This window comes from Nocardioides candidus (genome assembly GCF_041321175.1).
In the GTDB taxonomy this organism is placed as follows: Bacteria; Actinomycetota; Actinomycetes; order Propionibacteriales; family Nocardioidaceae; genus Nocardioides.
In genome coordinates, this window is sequence record NZ_JBGGWC010000004.1 from 386133 (window position 1) to 407683 (window position 21551).

Consider the following 21551-nt stretch of genomic DNA (forward strand, 5'->3'; position numbering starts at 1 on the left):
GCTCGTCCCTCGCAACGCCTACTCGACGAGGGGGTGCCGCTCCCGTGCTCAGGTCGGTGTCAGGAAGATCCGCCGATCCTGGGCGGCATGTCAGCCACCACGCCCACGCCGCACCGGGCGACGTCCGCCCGGCAGATGCTCAACAAGGTGCCCGAGGTCACCGTCTGGTTCTGGATCATCAAGGTCCTCTGCACGACGGTGGGCGAGAGCTTCGCCGACTACATCAACGAGACGCTCGGTGTCGGCCTGGTCCGCACGTCGGTGATCTTCACCGTCGCGTTCGTGCTCGCGCTCGCCGTGCAGATGCGGCTGCGCCGCTACGTGCCCGCGGCCTACTGGCTCACGGTCGTGATCGTGAGCGTGACGGGCACGCTCTACACCGACATCCTGACCGACCAGCAGGGCGTGCCGCTCTGGATCAGCACCACGCTCTTCTCGGTCGCCCTGGCCGCGGTCTTCGGCGTCTGGTGGGCCCGGGAGCGCACCCTGTCGATCCACAGCATCGTCACCACGCCGCGCGAGTCCTTCTACTGGCTCGCGGTCCTCGTCACGTTCGCGCTCGGCACCGCGACCGGCGACTGGACCCTCGAGCTCACGGGCTGGGGCCCGGGCAAGTCCGTCCTGCTGCCGCTCGCGCTGATCGGCATCATGGCCGCACTGTGGCGCTACGGGGCCGACCCGGTCCTCACGTTCTGGCTCGCCTACATCCTCACCCGGCCGCTCGGCGCCAACATCGGCGACTGGCTCGCCAGCCCGAGCGACGAGCAGGGCCTCGGCCTGGGCACGTTCGGCACCAGCCTGGTGTTCCTCGGCGCGATCCTCGCCACCGTGGTCTACCTGACGCTGTCCCGGGCCGACGTCATCGAGGAGGACGATGACCGCACCGCCGTGCTCGCTCCGCCGCCGCGCCGCGACCGGCGCCGCGAGCGGGTGTCCCTCGCCGTGATCGGCGCGACCGCCGTCGCGACGGTGGCGCTGCTCGCCTACGCCGACAGCCGGCCGCACGTCAACGCGCTCGATGCCGAGGAGGGCAACACGCCCTCGTGCTCGGACGGCTCGGTCTCCGCCTCCGGCGCGCAGAGCGGGGTCAGGGCCTACCCGTCCAGCGACGTCGACCGGTTCCGCACCATCTCGCAGGACACCCTCGACCTGGTGAGGTCCGGCGACCAGTCCGGCGCGTCGTCGCGGGCGACCGACCTCGAGACGGCGTGGGACGACGCCCAGGGCCGGCTCGTCGCCGAGGACTGCGCGACCTGGACCTACCTCGACCGCGAGGTCGACGACGTGCTCACCGCTGTGCGCGCGTCCAGCCCGGACCAGAAGACCGAGAGCGATGCCCTCGACACGCTCCTCACCACGCTGGGCTGACCGCGCGACCGGCTCGCGCGGCTTCGTCGCGGTCAGCCCGTCAGGAAGCTGAGCCGGACCTCGCGCTCGTCGTTGTCGACGTTGAGGTCCACCAGGCACACGCTCTGCCAGGTCCCGAGCGCCAGCCTTCCGTCCAGCACCGGCACGGAGGCGTACGGCGGCACGAGCGCCGGCATCACGTGGGAGCGGCCGTGCCCGGGCGATCCGTGGCGGTGCTGCCAGCGGTCGTCGGCCGGGAGCAGGTCGCCGAGCGCCGCGAGCAGGTCGTCGTCGCTGCCCGCGCCGGTCTCGATGATCGCGATGCCCGCGGTCGCGTGCGGCACGAAGACGTGCAACAGGCCGTCGCCCCGCCCCGACGCGAAGTCCGCGCAGTCGCGGGTGATGTCGAGCACCCGCTCCTCGTCACCGGTCCGGTAGCGGAAGGTCTCGCTGTCCATGCCACCCACCGTAGGCGGGCGCCGGGGACTCAGCCGCCGTCGGGAGGTGCGGTGAGCCCGCCCGCGCACGAGGCGAAGGGCTCCGGCGAGGTCTCACCGGCGCCGTACGCCCGGACGAAGAGGCGCACCCGCGGGTCGTCGGGACCGAGCAGGTCGAGCTGGCGGCCCCACGCGGTGATGACGACGGGTGCGTCCTGGGTGGGGTACGGCGACATGATGCCGTTCTGCGGGAGCTGGCCGGCGAGCTCGTCGATGCCCGCCTCGTCGACCTCGTCGGGTCGGTAGGTGATCCAGACCGAGCCGTGCTCGAGGTCGTGGACGGCGTACTCGTCCGGCACGGCACCGCCGTAGACGCCGCACTCCAGCCAGGCGTTCCAGTGGTCGCCCCCCATCGGCGGCGACTGCGCGTAGGTCACGTCCACGTCGTCGGTGACGTGCGTGTACGGCGGGACGTCGTACTCCTGCACGGCGGAGAGGTCGCTGGTGTCGACGGTCCCGGTCGCGTCGCCGGGGCCCTGCCTCTCGTCCGGGTCGTCGTCGAGGAGCGGTGGCAGCACCACGGCTCCGAGGACCACGAGGGCGCCGACGACGACGGCGACGACCACCGCCGCGAGCCGCTTCCGGGACCCCCTGCCGGCCTGCTCATCCTCGGACACAACGCCCGAGGGTAGTGGTGGAGCGACTGCTTCGTGCCCGGATGCGACCAACCGCGCCGCCGACCGGTCATACGTTGTGACCGAGGAAAGGCCCCGGGTGGACTTCAGCGAGTACGTCGCCGCGCGCCGCACCAGCCTGGTGCGGAGCGCCGTGCTGCTCGGCTGCCGGCTGCCCGAGGCGGAGGACGTCGTCCAGACCACGCTGCTCAAGTGCTTCCGGAGCTGGGCGCGTGTGCAGCAGGCGAGCAACCCGGAGGCCTACGTCTACACCGCGCTCGTCAACACAGTGCGCGACGCACGCCAGCGCCGCTGGCATGGCGAGGTGCCCACCGTGGAGCTGCCCGAGACCGGCGCCGAGCCGGACCTCAGCCGGCCCATCGCCGTACGGCGGGCGATGGCCGGGCTGAGCCACGAGCACCGCGAGGTGCTGGTGCTGCGGTTCTACGCCGACCTCTCCGAGCGCGAGGTGTGCGACGCACTGGGCCTGCCGCCCTCCACGGTCAAGAGCCGGACGGCCCGCGCGAAGCAGGCCCTGTCCACGTTGCTGGAGGCCGAGGATGCTCACTGACCACGAGGCGCACGACCTGCTGCACGAGGCGGCGGCGACCATCGAGGTGCCGGCGCGCACCGTCGCGCCCCCGCGCCGGCGGGCCTGGCCCGTCCTGGTCGCGGTCGCTGCGGCCGTTGTGGCCGTGGCCGGCGTCGGGGTGGCGCTGCGGCCCGATGCCAGCGCGCCGCGGCCGCGCGGACCCGCCGACAACAGCACCAGCACGACCGCCGAGCCGTCCCTCACCGGCGTCGCCTTCCGGCTCGGACCCGACCAGGTGCCCAGCGTCGTCGGCCTGACAGCCGAGGCCGCCGAGCGTCTGCTGGTCCGCGACGGTTACGTCGTGACGGTCCGCGACGAGCCGTCGTGCGGGGCGGGGCAGGCGGTCGGGACCGACCCGTCCGTCGGCGCGATCATCGAGCCCGGGGCGGCCGTCACGCTGCTGCGCGGCGACGGCAGCCGACGCTGCCTGGCCGGCTCGGTCCCGGACCACGGTCTGCTCGACTTCCTCCTGAGTGGCGGTCCGGCGCCGAGGTTCGCCGACGAGGTCGGGATCTACACCGGCGACGGGGCGCCGCGGGTCGTCAGCGGCGAGGAGGCCGCCGACGCCGCGACCTGGCCGCGGCGCGACGTCATCGAGGCGGTGCGGAGCTCCGTCGTGTACGCCGACGGCGAGTTCCACCCGGTCGACATCAACGTCGGCGACGATCCCGGCGACTTCAGCTGCGGCCGCACGGAGGGGCCCTCGGGACTGACCGACCGGGGCACGGCGGTCATCCTGGCGCCGTGGCACCTCGGGCCGACCCCGCTGCGCGGCGGGTGCGTCGACCTCGGGATCCACCAGGACGACGACGGCGCGATCACCGCGGTCGAGGTCGACGCGCAGGGCGGCGCCTTCGGCACCGCACCCTCCGAGGCACCGCCCAGCGTGCTCGGGAACTCCGAGGCGTTCGCGCGGGCCCGGGTCGCGGCCTCGGGCTACCGCGCACGGTTCGTCGACATCACCGACTGCGCCCCGGTCGGGATCGTCAGCCGGATGATGGGCGCGATCGACTTCTACCCCGGCGACCTGCTCACCTTCGGGGTCACCACCCGCACCGGCGCGTGCGCCGGCGAGGACTGGGTGGACTCGATCCCTCCGCGCGGCGGGACGGACGGGGTGGCCGACTCGTTCCTGGCGTTCGCCCGGGGCGGTCCCGAGCCCGCGTGGGCCGACGAGGTCACGCTGTATGTCGCGGACGAGACCATGGGCGTGGTGGAGGCGCCGGGCGACCACCCGGCATGGGGCTTCTGCCTGTCGCCGGACGAGCTTCCCTCCGGCCGCGACTGCCTCGCCGGCAACGTGCTCGACGTCGTCGCCGGCGACGGGGTCACGGCCGCAGACGGCTTCGCCACCGGGCCGTGCCTGTTCCACTCCTCGGCGTCGCTCAACGACTTCACGACGCCGGCCGCCACCCTGCGCGGGCCGGGCGGCTGCAGCTTCGCGGTGGAGATCTGGACGGACGAGGCGGGCGCCATCAGCGGGGTGGACTACCTCTACGACCGCGACGAGCGCCTGCCCGGTGCCTGCACCGAGACCGACCACGTCCGGATCACCGACGGTGGCAGCGAGGGCGCCGGCGCCACCCTGCTGCACTACTGGCACCTCGCCGCCGACCGGCCGTGCACGCTGCGCGGCTACCCGACCGCCACCTTGTACGACGACGCGGGCACCGCGCTCGACATCCCCGCGAGCCGGAGCGGCCGCGACGCCGAGACCATGCTCGTCGGCGGCGACCTCGACCCCGCCGTGGTGCTGGGCACCAGCCGTTGCGACACCACCGTCGATCCGGACCGCGCTGCCGCCGTACGGGTCGAACTGCCGGGCGGTGCCGGCATGGTGACCGCGGACGCGTCCGTGCCGTACTGCCCGGACGAGGGCCAGCACCTGACGATCGAGCCCGTCGAGTCCTGGCAGTGATGCCTGCCGGGCCGGCCACCGGCGCTGTGCGACCCGGGAGGGGGGAGGACGTGACTCACCCGGTGCGACGGGTCCCCCCGACGGCCCTCAGCCCGAGGCCGCGAGCGAGTCCTCGACGCGGAGGTCCGGCCGGTGGTCGCGGACCCATGCGAGCAGCTCCCGCAGGTCAGCGTCCCACGTGGCCCCGGTGACGAAGCAGAGCGCCGCCTCCCGCGCCGGGAGGGCGACGCCACGGTTGCCCCACCCGACCGGTCCGCGCGGGACGTCGGCACCTTCCCGGGGGACGAACCGCAGCAGCCGCAGGACTGCTGGTACGGCGCTGGCTCGCGGCGCCGTCGCGACGGCCGACAGCGAGACGCCCTCGACGACGTCCCACGGCACCCGGAGCCAGGTCTCGTCCCGATAGCGCCCCTTCCTCAGCTGCACTTCCGTCTCGTCGAGCCTGATGACGACCAGGTCGGGGGACACCGCCGGCCAGGTCCGCCACGTGTGGTGGAGCACGAAGGCACCGCCGGAGATCCCGCCGACGACGAGGAACCACGCCGTCAACCGCTGGTCGGCCTCGAGGTCCTGGGTGCCGAGCGCGACGCCGCTGGCCGCGGCCGCGGCGAGCGCCACCGCTGCGAGCACCAGTGGGAGCACCCGCACGCGGAAGACCGCGGACGCAGCCGGTCGGTGGCGGAGCTCGAAGACCGAGGACATGGGAGGGACCCTCTCACGCGGGGCGGGTCAGCGCGGGGGACCCTCGGGGAACGGATGCGACCTGCCGTCCCGGCCGATCGCGACCCACGTGCCCGCCGGGCGGCCGGGGTTGTCGCGCATCCACTGCTTCAGACGTTCCTCGGCAGGATCGGGCGGCACGACCACGGTCATCGACGGCACCAGCTCGTAGGTCTCGAACACCAGGAACGGCTCGGACGAGGAGTGCTGGGCGACCGAGTGCTTCACGTCGTCGAGGGCGTCCTCGAAGCTGCCCGTCACCGTGCTCGACCAGGTGTCCCAGTCGTCGGGCGACATCACGACGTCGACGTACTCCAGCTCCGACGGTGCCTCCTCGGGCAGCCACACCCGGAACCGGTCCTCTGCGATCTCGCGCGCCGCGGTCCAGCTGTCGAGTGCCTCGACGAGCCGTCTCCACTGCTCACGCTCCGGGTCAGGGTCCATGGCACCCGATCGTCGCAGAGCGCGCCCGATCCCGGGAACGACTATTCGTCGCGCAGGGCAGCCTCGACCCGCGCGACCTTCGCGTCCAGCTCACCGTCGTAGCCCGGGCGGATGTCGGCCTTCAGCACGAGCGACACGCGCGAGCCGTACGGCGCGACGGCGTCGGTCGCCCGCTTGACGACAGCCATGCACTCGTCCCAGGTGCCCTCGACGGTGGTGAACATCGCGTCGGTGCGGTGGGGCAGCCCCGAGTCGCGGACGACGCGGACGGCCGCGGCGACCGCCTCGGAGACGGAGCCGTCGGCACGGCCGGTGCCACTGGGAGCGACGGAGAAGGCGACGAGCATGCGGCCACGGTAGCCGGGTCAGAAGACGTGGTACTCCCGCGGGCCGATGAAGAAGCCCGTGTGGGACCCCGCGTCGGTGCAGGTCACGCCGATCGACTCGACCGCGCAGGTGATGGGACCGCTGGCCACCACCGCCGGGGCGGCGACGACCGGCGCACCGGGTTCGCGGATGGTGTCGGAGTTGCAGACCGGGCGCGCCCGTCCCTTGTAGGTCTCGATCCGCCCGACTCCGTCCGCGATGTCGCTCCCGCACACGGCGTCGTCCTTGACGAACCCCGTGCGCAGCTCGCAGCTCGGGCCGATCACCGGGTCGTCGAGGAGGCAGTAGACGACGTCCTTCGTCGTCGAGAAGCGCTCGGCCGCGACGACCTCCTGGGTCGAGGCCGCGCCGACCTCCGCGATGCGCGTCTGCGCGTCGTCGTACGACGTCGGCCCGCCCGGGTCGTCCGTCGGCGGCTCGGGCGACGGCCCGCTCTCGGTGGTCCCGGTGGCCGGCAGCGCCGTCGGGGACACGGTCGTCACCGGCGGGGTGCTCGCCGCCGAGGGCAGCTGCGTGGCGGTCTCCATCGGCTTCGCCGACCGGCTCGCCGACGGGCGGGTGGTGATCGTCGGCACGTCGTCGGGGTCGCCGTCAGCGGCACCACAGCCGGTCAGTGCTGCGAGCGCGAGGAGGAGGGCCGCCGTACCGAGGAAACGCATTGCCCCATGGTGGCAAGCAGAGATGCCGATGGCCCGCCACCACACCGGTGACGGGCCATCGGTCTCGCGACGGTCGCCGGCGCGACCTCCTCGACCAGCGAGAGGTTCAGCTGCGGCGCAGGTTCCGCAGGACGTACTGCATGATGCCGCCGTTGCGGTAGTAGTTCGCCTCACCGGGGGTGTCGATCCGGACCACGGCGTCGAACTCCACGTCGTCCGCCTTGACCTTCACCGTGCGCGGCGTGGTGCCGTCGTTGAGCTCGGTGATGCCGGTGATGGAGAACGTCTCCTCGCCGGTCAGGCCGAGCGACTCGGCGGTCTCGCCCTCGGGGAACTGCAGCGGGATGACGCCCATGCCGATGAGGTTGGAGCGGTGGATCCGCTCGTAGCTCTCGGCGATGACCGCCTTCACACCCAGCAGCGAGGTGCCCTTGGCCGCCCAGTCGCGCGACGAGCCGGAGCCGTACTCCTTGCCGGCCAGGACGACCAGCGGCGTGCCCGCGGCGATGTAGTGCTCGGAGGCCTCGAAGACCGAGGTCACCTCGCCGTCGGCCGTGAAGTCGCGGGTGACGCCGCCCTCGGTGCCCGGCGCGAGCTGGTTGCGCAGGCGGATGTTGGCGAACGTGCCGCGGATCATGATCTCGTGGTTGCCGCGGCGCGAGCCGTAGGAGTTGAAGTCGCGCTGCTCGACGCCGTGCTCGGCGAGGTACTTGCCGGCCGGCGAGTCCTTCTTGATCGCACCCGCCGGGCTGATGTGGTCGGTCGTGACCGAGTCGCCCAGCTTGAGCAGCACCCGCGCACCGTCGATGTCGGTGACCGGGGTCGGCTCCTCCGGCATGTCGTCGAAGTACGGCGCCCGGCGCACGTAGGTCGAGTCCGGGTCCCACGCGAAGGTGTCACCCTCGGGCGTCGGCAGCGAGCGCCACTGCTCGTCGCCGGCGAAGACGTCGGCGTAGGACGAGCTGAACATCTCCGAGGTGATCGCGCCGGCGATGGTCTCCTCGACCTCCTGCGGCGAGGGCCAGATGTCCTTGAGGAAGACGTCGTTGCCATCGGAGTCCTGGCCGAGGGGGTCGCCGAACAGGTCGACGTCCATCGAGCCGGCCAGCGCGTAGGCGACGACCAGCGGCGGGGACGCCAGGTAGTTCATCTTGATGTCCGGGTTGATCCGGCCCTCGAAGTTGCGGTTGCCGGACAGCACCGAGACGACGGCGAGGTCGTTCTCCTGCACCGCGGCGGAGACCTCGGGGATGAGCGGGCCCGAGTTGCCGATGCAGGTGGTGCAGCCGTAGCCGACGAGGTTGAACCCGAGCTTGTCGAGGTACGGCGTCAGGCCGGCCCGCTCGTAGTAGTCGGACACGACCTTCGAGCCCGGCGCGAGCGTGGTCTTGACCCACGGCTTGCGCTGCAGACCCTTCTCGACGGCCTTCTTGGCGACCAGGGCGGCGCCGATCATGACCGAGGGGTTGGACGTGTTGGTGCACGACGTGATGGCCGCGATCGTGACCGCGCCGTGGTCGAGGGTGAACTCGGTGCCGTCCTCGAGCGTCACCTCGGCCGGGTTGGAGGGCCGGCCGCCGTCGAGGGGTGCTGCCGAGGGCTTGCGCGGCGCGCCGTTGCCACCGGAGTGCGAGGGCGAGTCGGAGGCCGGGAAGGACTCCTCGACGGCCTCGTCGTAGCCGGTCGCCTCCGCGGCGTCGTCCGGGTCGGAGTCACCCTCGGTGACGTAGTCGGCCAGGGCGCCCCGGAAGGAAGACTTGGCCTCGGACACCTGGACCCGGTCCTGCGGACGCTTCGGGCCGGCCAGCGACGGTACGACGGTCGCGAGGTCGAGCTCGAGCTTCTCGGAGTAGCGGGGCTCGGCGTCGGGGTCGAGCCAGAGGCCCTGCTCCTTGGCGTAGGCCTCGACGAGCGCGAGCTGCTCGGCCGAGCGGCCGGTGAGCTCGAGGTACTTGACGGTCTCCTCGTCGATCGGGAAGACCGCGATCGTGGAGCCGAACTCCGGCGACATGTTGCCGATCGTGGCGCGGTTGGCCAGCGGCAGCGCCGAGACACCGGGGCCGTAGAACTCGACGAACTTGCCGACCACACCGTGCTTGCGCAGCATCTCGGTGATCGTCAGCACCAGGTCGGTGGCGGTGGAGCCCTCGGGCAGCTCGCCGGACAGCTTGAAGCCGACCACGCGCGGGATGAGCATCGACACGGGCTGGCCGAGCATCGCGGCCTCGGCCTCGATGCCGCCGACGCCCCAGCCGACGACGCCGATGCCGTTGACCATGGTGGTGTGGGAGTCGGTGCCGACGCAGGTGTCGGGGTAGGCCTGGGTCACGCCGTCCACCTCGCGGGTGAACGCGACGCGGGCGAGGTGCTCGATGTTGACCTGGTGGACGATGCCGGTGCCCGGCGGGACGACCTTGAAGTCGGAGAACGCGGTCTGGCCCCAGCGCAGGAACTGGTAGCGCTCGCGGTTGCGCTCGTACTCGATCTCGACGTTGCGCTGGAAGGCCTCCGGCGTGCCGAAGACGTCGGCGATCACGGAGTGGTCGATGACCATCTCGGCCGGGGCGAGCGGGTTGATCCTGGTGGCGTCGCCACCGAGCTCGGCCATCGCCTCGCGCATCGTGGCGAGGTCGACGACGCAGGGCACGCCGGTGAAGTCCTGCATGATCACGCGGGCCGGCGTGAACTGGATCTCCTTGTCGGGCTGGGCGGTCTCGTCCCACCCGGCCAGCGCCTTGATGTCGTCGGCGGTGATGTCGGAGCCGTCCTCGGTGCGGAGCAGGTTCTCCAGCAGCACCTTGAGGGAGAACGGCAGGGACGCCTGGTCCAGGCCCTCTCCGGTCACCGCATCCAGGCGGAAGATCTCGTAGGACTTCCCGTCCACGTCCAGGGTGCCCTTGGCGCCGAAGCTGTCCTTGCTGGCCATCCGCGTCTCCGTCCTCTTGCGACTTCTCGATCGTCCGCCGGTCTGCCTCCCCATCCTGCCGCCGCGTGCCGGTGGACGGATAGTGAGGCTGTCCTAACTGACCGGACCTCGGGATCCGAGGTCTCTTGATATCAAGATACATGATCCCGGGCGCGATCTCCAGCCCCGTCCGCGGCGCGTGGCCCGGTCTCAGATCAGTCTCACGTGCCCGCGCTTCCTCTGCGGGTCCGGCCCCGGGCTCCCTAGCCTCGGCGTTGGCTCCCGACTCCGGAGCCGTCTGCGAGCCGGGGCACAGACCGAGGGGAAGTCCGCGATGAGCGAGGTGCAGCGCACCGACGAGGCGGCGTACCGCCACCTGAAGGTCGTCCGCGTCGCCGACGTGCTGCCCGCGTCACTGCAGGTGGGCCCGTGGACCGAGCGGCTGTCCCGTCGTGAGGCCGACGTGCTGCGCTGCCTGGCCGACGGCCAGTCCACCAACGAGATCGCCGCGACGCTCTTCATCTCCCCCGCCACCGTCAAGTGTCACGTCGCGCGCCTGATCGCCAAGGTCGGCGTCCGCGACCGGGTGCAGCTGGTGATCGCGGCCTACCGCAGCGGGTTCGCGCAGGTCGACTGAGGCACAGGTCGTCTGCGACGCGGCTCTCCCGTCAGGCGGGCAGCGGGTCGGCGTCCTCCGAGAACTGCGTGCGGTAGAGCTCCTCGTAGCGGCCGCCGAGGGCCAGGAGCTCGGCGTGGGTGCCGCGCTCGATGACCCGCCCGTCCTCGACGACCAGGATGAGGTCGGCCGTCCGGATGGTCGAGAGCCGGTGGGCGATGACGATCGCGGTCCGGCCCGTGAGCACCTCCGACAGCGCCGCCTGCACCGCCGCCTCCGAGGTGGAGTCGAGCGATGCCGTCGCCTCGTCGAGGACGACGACCCGCGGTCGCTTCAGCAGCAGCCGGGCGATCGTCAACCGCTGCCGCTCTCCCCCGGACAGCCGGTAGCCGCGTTCGCCGACGACCGTGCCCAGTCCGTCGGGCAGAGAGCGGACGAGGTCGGCGAGGCGGGCGCGCTCCAGGGCGTCCCACACCTCGTCCTCCGTCGCCTCCGGTCGGGCGAACAGCAGGTTGCCACCGATCGAGTCGTGGAAGAGGTGCCCGTCCTGGGTCACCATCCCGACCGCGTCGCGGATCGCCGCAGCCGTCAGGTCGCGCACGTCGACGCCGGCCAGGCGTACGGCGCCGGAGTCGACGTCGTAGAGCCGGGAGACCAGCTGGGCGATCGTGGACTTCCCCGCCCCGGACGAGCCGACGAGGGCGACCACCTGGCCCGGCTCCGCCCGCAACGTGACGCCGTGGAGGACCTCCTCGCCCCCGCGCGTGTCCAACGTCGAGACCTCCTCGAGCGACGCGAGCGAGACCCGCTCCGCCGACGGGTAGGAGAACCGCACGTCGTCGAGCTCCACCGCCACGGGCCCCTCGGGCACCTCGCCCGCACCCGGCCGGTCCTGGATCAACGGCTCGAGGTCGAGGATCTCGAAGACCCGCTCGAAGCTCACCAGGGCAGACATGACGTCGACACGCGCGCTCGCGAGCGCGGTCAGCGGGGCGTAGAGGCGGACGAGCAGCAGCGACAGAGCCACGACGTCGCCGGCGTCGAGCGCGCCGGTCAGTGCGTAGTAGCCGCCGAGGCCGTAGACCAGGGCCACCGCGAGGGCGGACACCAGCGTCAGCGCGGTCACGAACGTCGTCTGCACCACCGCGGTCCGCACGCCGATCTGGGCCACCCGCCGGGCGCGGGCCGCGAACTCGGCGGACTCCTGGTCCGGCCGCCCGAAGAGCTTGACCAGCGTCGCGCCGGGCGCGGAGAAGCGCTCGGTCATCTGGTTGCCCATGGCGGCGTTGTGGTCGGCGGCCTCGCGCTGCATGCCGGCGATCCGGCTGCCCATCCGGCGCGCCGGGAGCACGAAGACCGGGAGCAGCACCAGCGCCAGCACCGTGACGCGCCACGAGATGCCGAGCATGACCACCAGCGTGAGGACGAGCATCACGAAGTTGCCGACCACGCCCGAGAGCGTGCTGCTGAAGGCCCGTTGCGCGCCGATCACGTCGTTGTTGAGGCGACTGACCAGGGCCCCCGTCCGCGTGCGGGTGAAGAACGCGATCGGCATCCGCTGCACGTGGTCGAACACGGCCCTGCGGAGGTCGAGGATCAGCGACTCCCCGATGCTGGCCGACAGCCAGCGCGTCACCAGGCCGATCGCGGCGTCGAGCAGCGCGACGCCGGCGATCACGAGCGCCAGCAGCACGACCGTGCGCCGCTCCGAGCCGGAGACGATCGCGTCGACCACGCGCCCGGCCAGCACCGGTGTCGCCACCGCGAGCGCGGCTCCCGCCACGCTGAGCACGATGAAGCCGACCAGCATCCGGCGGTGGGGCCGGGCGAAGTCCATGATGCGACGGGCGGTCGCGGCGCTGAACGCGCGCCGTTCGTCCGGCGCGCTCATCCGCCGGTACAGCTGGTTCCACGCGATCGACTCCATGCTCATGGCGACGACCCTAGGACTTGAAGTCGACTTGAAGGCAAGTCGGATCGCGTAAGTTGCTGTCCCTCATGCGCGGGGTGACGAGGACGGTCCGGGTCTACTGGCGCATCCTCGTCGCCGGGTTCCGGCGCCAGTCCGCCTACGTGATGGCCGCTTTCGGGGGCCTGGTCGCCAACACCACGTTCGGCCTGCTGAAGGTCGCGATCCTGTTCGCGACGGTCCGGGCCGCCGGCGGCGAGCTCGAGGGGTACGACGTCGCCCTGATGAGCACCTACATCTGGATCTCGCAGGGGCTGCTCGGCTCGATCAACATGTCCGGCCGCATCGAGATCGCCGACCGGATCAAGTCCGGCGACGTCGCCGTCGACTTCCTCCGGCCCCTCGACGTGCAGGGCGCCGCGATCACCACCGAGGTCGGCCGGGCCGTCTTCAACCTGATCCCACGCGGCCTGCCGTCGGTGCTCATCGGCGGGATCTTCGTGGGCATGGCGCTTCCGGCCGACCCGTCGGCGTACGCACTGGGCGCGGTGAGCGTCCTGCTGGCCATCGCCGTCTCCGCCGCGACCGTCTACCTGCTGGTGGGTGTGCCGGGGTTCTGGATCGTGGAGACCCGCGGCCTCCAGATCCTCTACATGGTCGTCTCGGGCTTCCTCGCCGGGCTGTTCGTGCCGATCTGGCTCTTCCCCGACGTCCTGGAGGTCGCCGCCCAGGCCACGCCCTTCCCCGCCACGATGATGTATCCGGTGGACGTGATCTCGGGACGTGCGGCCGGGCTCGACGCGGTCGCCCTCGTGGCCGCCCAGGTCGCGTGGCTGCTCGGGGTCCTCGCCGTCGGGCAGCTGCTCACGCGGGCCGGCCGGCGGCACCTGGAGGTGCAGGGTGGCTGAGTCCGCGCTCTCCCGGCTGCGGCCGTACCGCGAGGTGCTCGCCTCGCGGGCCCGCTCGCAGACCAGCTACCGCGCGAGCTTCGTCCTCGACCTGGTCAGCTCCCTGCTCATCGGCGTCGTCGAGCTCGCCGAGGTGTCGATCCTCTTCCACAACGTGGTGCGGCTGGGCGGGCTGGAGTTCTCCCAGATCCTGCTCGTCTTCGGCCTCGCGGACCTGTGCTTCTCCCTGGCCGACATGACGTTCGGCCACTGCGACAACCTGCCGGCGTACCTCCGTGCGGGCACGCTCGACGTCTTCTACCTCCGCCCCCAGCCGCTGCTGATGCAGCTGGTCACCAGCGACCTCTCCCTGCGCCGGTTGGCGCGCGCTCTCGTCGGCCTGGTCGCCCTGGTCGTCGGCCTGACGATCAACGACATCGCCTGGAGCGTGCCGCACGCGGTGCTGCTCGGGCTCGCGATCGTCAGCGGCTACGCGACGTTCGCGGCGATGTTCGTGTGGGCGGGCGGCGCGCAGTTCTTCCTCGTCGAGGGCGCCGAGACGACCAACGCGTTCGTCTACGGCGGCCGCTACGCCGCCACCCAGGCCGCGTCCGTGTGGACGCGCCCGCTGTGGGTGGTCTTCGGCTTCTTCTTCCCCATGGCCTTCACCGCGTTCCTGCCGGCGATGTGGCTGCTCGGCGTGCACGAGCCCGACTGGCTGCCCCACTGGCTCGGCTGGTGCGCCCCGGTCGCGGCGGTGTGGGCGTGGGCGCTGGCCCTGCTGAGCTGGCGGTGGGGTGTGCGGCACTACCAAGGAGGTGGCGGTTGATGGACCCGATCATCGAGACCGGCGGGCTGACGCGGGAGTTCCGCGTGCGCTCAGGGGTACGGCGGCACACCGTCCTCGCCGTCGACGACCTCTCCGTGCGCGTGGAGCCCGGCGAGGCCGTCGGCTACATCGGCGCCAACGGCGCGGGGAAGTCGACCACGATCAAGATGCTCACCGGGATCATGGTGCCCACGCGCGGCTCGGTCACGACGTGCGGGCTGCGGCCCGTGCAGGACCGCCGGCGGCTGGCGCGGCAGGTCGGGGTCGTGTTCGGGCAGCGCTCGCAGCTGTGGTGGGACCTGCCGGTGCGCGAGTCGTTCCGGATCCTGGCGGCGATCCACTCCCTCCCCTCGACGGCCGCGCGCGAACGCACCGACGAGCTCGTCGAGCGGCTCGAGATGGCCGACTTCCTCGCCACCCCGGTGCGCCAGCTCTCGCTCGGCCAGCGGATGCGCGCCGAGGTCGCCGCCGCCCTGCTCCACTCCCCCCGCCTGGTGATCCTCGACGAGCCGACGATCGGGCTCGACGTTCTGTCCAAGCAGCGGCTGCGCGAGTTCCTCGTCGCCGAGCGGCGTGCGCACGGCACCACGCTGCTGCTGACCACGCACGACATGGGCGACGTCGAGCGGCTCTGCGACCGGATCCTCGTCATCGACCGCGGCCGGCTCGCCTACGACGGCGACCTGCCCGGGCTCTCCCGCACGGCGGGCGCCCAGCGCGTCCTCGTGGTCGACCTGGCCGAGCCGACCGCAGACCTCGTCGCGATCGCCGGCACGACCCACCTCGGGTCCGAGGGGCACGGGCTGCGCCAGCGGCTCTCCTTCGACGCGGAGTCGACCACCGTCCCGCGCCTGCTCGCCTCCGTGGCGGAGCGGGCAGAGGTGCTCGACCTCACCGTCGAGGAACCCGACATCGAGGACGTCGTACGCCGGATCTACGCCGCGCGCCGCTGATCCCTCGCCGCGTTGGCCCGTCGCCCCTGACGTGCGGGTCGCGATTCTCGGAATCTCGACCCGGTGGTCAGGTGCGACGAGAAATCCGGGCGGAGGTGTCGTACCGAACCACTTCCGTTCGTGGTGAGGTAAATCCACCACACGCAAGGAGCACCCCATGCGCACCCTGTACGTCACCGAGTTCATCAGCCTCGACGGCGTCATCGACTCCCCCGGAGGCGACGACGGCCACCCGCACGCGGGCTGGACCTTCAAGGACGTCGACTTCCTGCCCGAGGCCTACGAGCTCAAGGGCCAGGAGCAGGAGGAGGCGGGCGCCCTGATGCTCGGGCGCGCCAGCTACGACCTCTTCGCGCCGGTCTGGCCGTCGATGACGGACGAGTTCCCGAAGTACAACGCCATGCGGAAGTACGTCGTCTCCACCACGCTCGAGGACGACGACCTCGTCACCGACTGGGGCGACATCACGATCCTGCGCTCCACGGACGACGTCGCGGCGCTGAAGGAGACCGACGGCGGCCCGATCAGCGTGCACGCGAGCAGCCGGCTCGCCCAGTCGCTCGCGGCCGCCGGCCTGGTCGACAGCTACCACCTCCTCGTCTTCCCGGTCGTGCTCGGCTCCGGCAAGCGGTTGTTCGCCGACGACAACCCCGCGAAGCAGCGGCTGCGCCTTACCGACAGCGCGACCTACGGCAACGGCGTGCAGAAGCTCGTCTACGAGGTCGTGCGCTGACCGATGCCGAGGACTGATCGCGACAGCATCGCGGCCGCGGCGACCGTGGCCGTGCTGCTCGCGCTCGCGATCGGGTTCTTCGTGGTCAACCGCGACGACAGCAGTACGACGCCCGAGCCCCCCACGACGCAGACCGGGCTCGCCCCCTGCGGAGCCGGTGACCTGGTGCTCGGGCAGCAGCAGGAGGACTCGGCGGACGGATCGTCGTACGTCACGGCGACCCTGCGCCTCGGCGAGGGCGCGGAGCCGTGCACGGTCGAGGGCTACCCGCGCACGATCGTGCTCTCCGACGGGCGGCCCGCAGGCGTGCCGACGGTCTCGGACCAGACGCTCGGCCGCCCCCGCGAGCTCACCGTGCTGCCCGACCGCGCGGCGAGGGTCACCCTGGCGTGGGCGGTCAGCCACTACTGCGGCGCGATCGTCAACGACTCGGTGCGGCTGTGGCTCGCGCCGGACCTGCCGGTCGACCTTCCGGGGTTCGGCGCGACGAGGTGCGACGGCGACGAGGGCCGCCCACCGGTCCGGGTCGGCGCGTTCACGTACGTCGACCCGCGGGCCGAGCGGGGCACGGTCACCGGGCTCGTGACGCTCAACGACGGCCCCGAGCCGGGCACCGGGGAGTACGCCCACTCCGGACAGGTCGAGTTCACCGGCGCCGACACCTTCCGCGCCCCGATCCGGACCGACGGGTCCTACCGCCTCTCGCTGCCCACGGGCGGCTACGACGTGCGCGTGACCACGCACCAGTGGCACGCGGGCGAGCGCTACTACGCCGGCAGCTTCTCGGTGAGCAGCGGAGAGCTCGGCGAGCTCAACATCCCCCTTCCGGCGCGGTGACTAAGCGGGACGGCCCGCTCACGGTGTAGACCGTCTGTGAAAGCTCTCACCGACGGAGGCACGGTGCCGGGAGACGGACCCAGCGAGGCGACCAGGAGCCGGCGACACCCCGACGACTTCGACGCATGGGTGCGCCCCCACCTGGCCGTGCTGCACCGCTACGCCGCCCGCCTGGTCGGACCCGCCGACGCCGACGACGTCGTGCAGGAGGCCCTGGTGCGGGCCTGGCGGCGCCGGTCGACCTACGACGAACGCCGGGGCGCCCCGCTCCCCTGGCTCGTCGCCATCGTCCGCGACCGCGGCACGCGTCTCCGCAGCCGTCGGCGCGACCACCTCGAGCTCGTCGCGGCGGACGGTCCCGTCACCGCGCGCGACCCCGACCTCGACCTCGAGCGCGCGATCCGCGCGCTCCCCACCCGCCAGCGCGAGGCGGTCGACCTCTACTACTTCGTCGACCTCGACGTCGCGGCCATCGCGGAGGTCATGGGCTGCGCACCCGGCACGGTGCGCGCCACCCTCCACCAGGCCCGCGCCGCCCTCCGCACCCAGATCGGAGACGACCATGAGTGACCCCCTCGGCCCCACCGACCCGTCCGGGCGGGACCTGCTCGACGAGCGGATGGACGCCCGGCTGAAGGAGCACGGCGCCCGCTGGCGGGACGCTCTCCCCGAACCGGCGCCGGTCGTCGAGCCGGCGACCCGTGCCGGGGCGCGCCCCGCACGGCCGTGGCTGGTGCCCGCTGCCGCCGCGGCGGCCGTCGCCCTGGTGCTCGGCGTGAGCGCGACCCTGACCCGTGGCGGCGACGACGAGGCCGGCCCCGCGGGTGGACCCTCGTCGTCCCCCACCTCCGACGACACCTGTGGGCCGGGCGACCTGGTGGCGAGCAGTCGCTACCTGAGGGAGTCCGGCGACGACACGAGGCTGAGCGCGGTGCTGACCCCCACGGACGGCACGTCCTCCTGCCTCGTCACCGACTTCCCCCGCGTCGAGCTCCTCGACCACGGCGTGGTCGCGCCCGTCAGCACGACCCACGCCGGGCTGGACCCCGGCGGCACGACGGTGATCTCGCGAAGCGACCCGGCGATCGTCGAGCTCGTCTGGAGGCCCGCCCACAGCTGCGCCGGGATCGACAACGACACCGTGAGGATCACGGTCGGCGACGGAGCAACGGTCGAGATCCAGGGTTTCGGCGAGACCGGCTGCGGCTCCGGTGACCATGCAGTGCCCCTACGGGTGAACCCGTTGGAGCAGGTGTCGGACCAGCAGCCGCCGGAGACGGGCGGACTCCGGATCACCGTGACCATGGACGGCGGACCGGACGGTCGGAGCACCCCGGTCACGTCCGGGACACTCACGGTCGACAACGGCTCGATGAGCTCGGGGATGTCGATCGGTCCGGACGCCGGTCCCGCTCGGCTCGAGCTGCCGCCGGGTGACTACGACGTCACGGTGAGCACCCCGCAGTGGAACGACGGCGCGGTCTTCGACTACGGCACGGTGCACGTCACCAGCGGTGATGACCGCGACGTCCACGTCTCGCTCCCTGTCAGGTGACCGGCGTGATCAGCGCCACGCACTCGACGTGGTGGGTCATCGGGAAGAGGTCGAAGGCGCGCAGGCGCGTCAGCACATAGCCGTGCTCGGCGAAGATCGCGACGTCGCGGGCCAGCGCCGCGGGGTCGCAGGCGACGTACGCCACGGCGCGGGGCCGGCGGTCGACGACCTGCTCGACCACCTTCCGCTTCGCGCCGGTGCGGGGCGGGTCGAGGACGACCAGGTCGAAGGGTTCGTCGTACGCCGTCGTCAGCACCGTGCCCACGTCGCCGGCCGTCGCGTGCAGACCGGGCACGTTGCGCTTCGCCAGCCGGGTCGCGGCCGCGTCCCCCTCGACCGCGCACACCCGGCCGTCCGGACCGACGACGTCCTTCAGGAAGCGGCTGAAGAGCCCGACGCCGGCGTAGAGGTCGAGCGCCCTCTCCCCCGGCTGCGGGTCGAGCGCCTCGAGCACGGCGGAGACCAAGGCCTCCGGCGCGCCCGGGTGGACCTGCCAGAAGCCGCCCTCGGCCACCTCGAACCGCGCTCCGCGCACCTCGTACGACGGCCCGGCCGGTGCCTCGAGGAGGCACTTCTCGACGGGGACCACCTCGTGGGACCGGTGCTTGCGCATGCCCCGACGACCGCCCGGGAGCGGGACGTAGCGCTGACGGGTGCGCCAGCCGAGGCCGTCGACGTCGCCGGGCACCGGCTCGACCTCGACGTCCACGTCGAGCCCCGCGAGCCGGCGCAGCTGCTCGGAGACCACCGCGGCCTTCAGCGACCTCTGGCCGGGCAGCGCCACGTGCTGGAAGTCGCAACCGCCGCAGAGGTGCGGGCCGGCGTACGGGCACGGTGCGACCACCCGGTCCGGCGACGCGGTCAGCACCTCGACCGCGTCCCCGCGCCAGAACCGGTCGCCCTCCGTGCCCTCGGTGAGCTCGACGACGACCCGCTCGCCCGGCAGCGCATGCCGCACGAAGACGACCCGGTCGGCGTGCCGCACGACGAAGTGGCCGCCGTGCGCGACCGGACCGACCTCGGCCTCGAACCGCTGACCGACGACGGAGCTCCCGCGCACCTTCTTCGGCCGCGGCCGGCGCGGCGCAGGGCTCACTGGACCTGGCGGTCGCGCTTGTCGACGCGGCCGCGACGCAGGTCGCCCGGCCGCACCCGGGTCTCCTCGCGCTCCTCGCGCTCACGCGCGATCTGGGAGGAACGCAGCTGGTAGGGCACCGAGGTCACCATCACCCCGGGGGTGAAGAGCAGCCGGCCCTTGAGCCGGAGGGCGGTCTGGTTGTGGAGCAGCTGCTCCCACCAGCGGCCGACGACGTACTCGGGGATGTAGACGGCGACCACGCCGCGCGGGTTGGCGTTGCGGATGGCGGTGGCGTACTCGACGATCGGCTTGACCACCTCGCGGTAGGGCGAGTGCAGCACCTTGAGCGGCACTCCCGTGTTGCGCTCGTCCCACTCCTCCATCAGCCGTGCGGTCTCGGCGTCGTCGGTGGAGACGTACACGCCCTCGAGCGAGTTGGGCCGGGTCGCCTTCGCGAACGCGAGCGCGCGGAGCGTCGGCTTGTGGAGCTTGGAGACCAGCACGATCGCGTGCACCCGCGTCGGCAGCGCCTTGTCGGTCTCGGTGGCCGCCAGCTCGCGCTCCACCTGGTTGTAGTGCCCCTTGATGCCGCGCATGAGCATGAAGAAGAAGCACATCGCCAGGATCGCGATCCACGCACCGGCGAGGAACTTGGTCAGCAGCACGACCACGAAGACCACCGCGGTCATGCCGAGCCCGAAGGTGTTGATGATCCGCGACCGCTGCATGCGCCGCCGTACGGCGGGGTCGCGCTCGGTCTTCAGGTGGCGCGTCCAGTGCCGGATCATCCCCAGCTGGCTGAGGTTGAACGACACGAACACGCCGACGATGTAGAGCTGGATCAGCCGGGTGACCTCGGCGTTGAACGCGAAGATGAGCACGATCGCGAGGATCGCCAGGAAGAGGATGCCGTTGCTGTAGGCCAGTCGGTCACCGCGCGAGCCGAGGGCCCGCGGAGCGTAGCCGTCGCGCGCGAGGATCGAGCCGAGCACGGGGAACCCGTTGAAGGCGGTGTTGGCCGCGAGCACGAGGATGATGCCGGTCATCGCGACGACGAAGTAGAAGCCCGGCGGGAAGTCGTGGAAGACCGCCCGCGCCAGCTGGGCCACCACCGTGTGCTGGTCGTAGCCGTCGGGCAGCCGGCTGCCGTCGGGGTTGCGCAGCCGGTCGATGTCGCTGGGGTCGACGTACTTCATGCCCATCGACCGAGCCAGCAGCATGATGCTCATCAGCATCGTGATCGCGATGCCGCCGAGCAGGGCCAGCGTGCTCGCGGCGTTCTTGCTCTTGGGGCGCTTGAACGCCGGGACGCCGTTGCTGATCGCCTCGACACCTGTCAGCGCCGCGCACCCGGACGAGAACGCGCGTGCGAGCAGGAAGATGAGCCCGAGCTGGGTGAGCGTGCCCTGGTGGTCGGCGTCGGGCACCACGGTCAGGTGGGCGCTCTCCACCTGCGGGAGGTCGCCGCCGATCGACTGGAAGAGGCCGAAGGCGCCCATGCCGATGATCGCGATCATGAACCCGTAGGTCGGGATCGCGAAGAACGTGCCGGACTCGCGCACACCGCGCAGGTTGAGGGCAGCGAGGAGCACGACCAGGCCCGCCGCGAAGAGGGCTTCGTGCCCGGAGACGAAGTGCAACGCGGACGCGGCGTTCTGCACGCCGGAGGAGATCGACACCGCCACGGTGAGGACGTAGTCGACCAGCAGCGCGCTCGCCACGGTGATGCCGGCGTTGGGGCCGAGGTTGACGGTCGCGACCTCGTAGTCGCCGCCGCCGGACGGGTAGGCGTGGACGTTCTGCCGGTAGGACAGCACGACGGTGAACATCACGATCGCGACGGCGACGCCGATCTTCCACGACCAGACGTAGGCCGAGGCACCCGCCAGCGACAGCATGATGAAGACCTCGTCGGGCGCGTAGGCGACCGAGGACAGCGCGTCGCTGGCGAAGACCGGCAGCGCGATGCGCTTGGAGAGCAGCGTCTCCCCCAGCTGTGCGCTCCGGAGCTTGCGCCCGAGCACGATGCGCTTCGCGACGTCGCCGACTCCCACGAGCGACAACGTTAGGG

At 72.0% G+C, this 21551-nt stretch carries 21 protein-coding genes; 11 read left to right on the forward strand and 10 right to left on the reverse strand.

The window, feature by feature from the left end; translation table 11 throughout:
* Positions 1–87 precede the first annotated feature (87 nt).
* Positions 88–1368 (forward strand): COG4705 family protein, encoded by a 1281-nt coding sequence (locus ACAX67_RS19050; RefSeq protein WP_370705460.1) that lies wholly within the window; start codon positions 88–90, stop codon positions 1366–1368.
* Between the two features lie 32 nt (positions 1369–1400).
* On the opposite strand, the gene ACAX67_RS19055 is transcribed toward ACAX67_RS19050, so the two are convergent.
* Complete coding sequence (locus tag ACAX67_RS19055) at positions 1401–1805, reverse strand: YjbQ family protein (RefSeq protein WP_370705461.1); 405 nt, start codon at positions 1803–1805, stop codon at positions 1401–1403.
* A gap of 29 nt (positions 1806–1834) precedes the next feature.
* Positions 1835–2461: a thioredoxin-like domain-containing protein gene (locus tag ACAX67_RS19060; RefSeq protein ID WP_370705462.1), complete on the reverse strand. Its 627-nt coding sequence runs from the start codon at positions 2459–2461 to the stop codon at positions 1835–1837.
* A gap of 97 nt (positions 2462–2558) precedes the next feature.
* Here ACAX67_RS19060 and ACAX67_RS19065 point away from each other — a divergent pair, with 97 nt between their 5' ends.
* Positions 2559–3029 (forward strand): SigE family RNA polymerase sigma factor, encoded by a 471-nt coding sequence (locus ACAX67_RS19065; RefSeq protein ID WP_370705463.1) that lies wholly within the window; start codon positions 2559–2561, stop codon positions 3027–3029.
* Positions 3019–4968, forward strand: coding sequence for a PASTA domain-containing protein (locus ACAX67_RS19070; protein ID WP_370705464.1), 1950 nt, complete (start codon positions 3019–3021; stop codon positions 4966–4968). Before ACAX67_RS19065 ends, ACAX67_RS19070 begins: the two co-directional genes overlap by 11 nt.
* 87 nt (positions 4969–5055) lie before the next feature.
* On the opposite strand, the gene ACAX67_RS19075 is transcribed toward ACAX67_RS19070, so the two are convergent.
* The 5 genes from ACAX67_RS19075 to ACAX67_RS19095 all read right to left on the reverse strand — a co-directional run bounded on the left by ACAX67_RS19075 (position 5056) and on the right by ACAX67_RS19095 (position 10104).
* Positions 5056–5670: a hypothetical protein gene (locus ACAX67_RS19075; protein WP_370705465.1), complete on the reverse strand. Its 615-nt coding sequence runs from the start codon at positions 5668–5670 to the stop codon at positions 5056–5058.
* A gap of 27 nt (positions 5671–5697) precedes the next feature.
* Positions 5698–6132 carry a hypothetical protein gene (locus tag ACAX67_RS19080; RefSeq protein ID WP_370705466.1) on the reverse strand — a complete coding sequence of 145 codons (435 nt, stop codon included), beginning with the start codon at positions 6130–6132 and terminating at the stop codon, positions 5698–5700.
* Positions 6133–6173: 41 nt separating this feature from the next.
* Complete coding sequence (locus tag ACAX67_RS19085) at positions 6174–6479, reverse strand: thiamine-binding protein (protein WP_370705467.1); 306 nt, start codon at positions 6477–6479, stop codon at positions 6174–6176.
* Positions 6480–6497: 18 nt separating this feature from the next.
* Positions 6498–7178, reverse strand: coding sequence for a hypothetical protein (locus ACAX67_RS19090; protein WP_370705468.1), 681 nt, complete (start codon positions 7176–7178; stop codon positions 6498–6500).
* 106 nt (positions 7179–7284) lie between these two features.
* Positions 7285–10104 carry an aconitate hydratase gene (locus ACAX67_RS19095; RefSeq protein ID WP_370705469.1) on the reverse strand — a complete coding sequence of 940 codons (2820 nt, stop codon included), beginning with the start codon at positions 10102–10104 and terminating at the stop codon, positions 7285–7287.
* Between the two features lie 313 nt (positions 10105–10417).
* On the opposite strand from ACAX67_RS19095, the gene ACAX67_RS19100 reads away from it, so the two are divergent.
* Positions 10418–10720, forward strand: coding sequence for a response regulator transcription factor (locus ACAX67_RS19100; protein ID WP_370705470.1), 303 nt, complete (start codon positions 10418–10420; stop codon positions 10718–10720).
* Between the two features lie 31 nt (positions 10721–10751).
* Here the strand turns inward: ACAX67_RS19100 and ACAX67_RS19105 are convergent, their stop codons facing one another.
* Positions 10752–12632 (reverse strand): ABC transporter ATP-binding protein, encoded by a 1881-nt coding sequence (locus ACAX67_RS19105; protein ID WP_370705471.1) that lies wholly within the window; start codon positions 12630–12632, stop codon positions 10752–10754.
* A 74-nt stretch (positions 12633–12706) separates the two neighbouring features.
* Here ACAX67_RS19105 and ACAX67_RS19110 point away from each other — a divergent pair, with 74 nt between their 5' ends.
* The 7 genes from ACAX67_RS19110 (at position 12707) to ACAX67_RS19140 (ending at position 18402) form a co-directional block, all read left to right on the forward strand.
* Positions 12707–13516, forward strand: coding sequence for an ABC transporter permease (locus ACAX67_RS19110; protein WP_370705472.1), 810 nt, complete (start codon positions 12707–12709; stop codon positions 13514–13516).
* The gene (locus ACAX67_RS19115; RefSeq protein WP_370705473.1) at positions 13509–14324 is read left to right on the forward strand and encodes an ABC transporter permease; all 816 of its coding nucleotides are present in this window, start codon (positions 13509–13511) and stop codon (positions 14322–14324) included. The genes ACAX67_RS19110 and ACAX67_RS19115 overlap by 8 nt, the downstream gene beginning before the upstream one ends.
* Entirely contained in the window at positions 14324–15277 is a 954-nt protein-coding gene (locus ACAX67_RS19120) for an ABC transporter ATP-binding protein (protein ID WP_370705474.1), read from the forward strand. Before ACAX67_RS19115 ends, ACAX67_RS19120 begins: the two co-directional genes overlap by 1 nt.
* Positions 15278–15434: 157 nt before the next feature.
* On the forward strand, positions 15435–16010 hold the full coding sequence (locus ACAX67_RS19125; protein ID WP_370705475.1) for a dihydrofolate reductase family protein: 576 nt from the start codon (positions 15435–15437) through the stop codon (positions 16008–16010).
* A 3-nt stretch (positions 16011–16013) separates the two neighbouring features.
* Entirely contained in the window at positions 16014–16847 is an 834-nt protein-coding gene (locus ACAX67_RS19130; RefSeq protein WP_370705476.1) for a DUF4232 domain-containing protein, read from the forward strand.
* 63 nt (positions 16848–16910) lie between these two features.
* A complete protein-coding gene (locus ACAX67_RS19135) occupies positions 16911–17417 on the forward strand; it encodes an RNA polymerase sigma factor (protein ID WP_370705477.1) in 507 nt (168 codons plus the stop codon).
* On the forward strand, positions 17410–18402 hold the full coding sequence (locus tag ACAX67_RS19140; RefSeq protein ID WP_370705478.1) for a hypothetical protein: 993 nt from the start codon (positions 17410–17412) through the stop codon (positions 18400–18402). The genes ACAX67_RS19135 and ACAX67_RS19140 overlap by 8 nt, the downstream gene beginning before the upstream one ends.
* On the opposite strand, the gene ACAX67_RS19145 is transcribed toward ACAX67_RS19140, so the two are convergent.
* Complete coding sequence (locus tag ACAX67_RS19145) at positions 18395–19498, reverse strand: class I SAM-dependent RNA methyltransferase (protein WP_370705479.1); 1104 nt, start codon at positions 19496–19498, stop codon at positions 18395–18397. The two genes, ACAX67_RS19140 and ACAX67_RS19145, sit on opposite strands and share 8 nt — an antisense overlap.
* A complete protein-coding gene (locus tag ACAX67_RS19150; protein WP_370705480.1) occupies positions 19495–21534 on the reverse strand; it encodes an APC family permease in 2040 nt (679 codons plus the stop codon). The genes ACAX67_RS19145 and ACAX67_RS19150 overlap by 4 nt, the downstream gene beginning before the upstream one ends.
* Between the last annotated feature and the right edge of the window lie 17 nt (positions 21535–21551).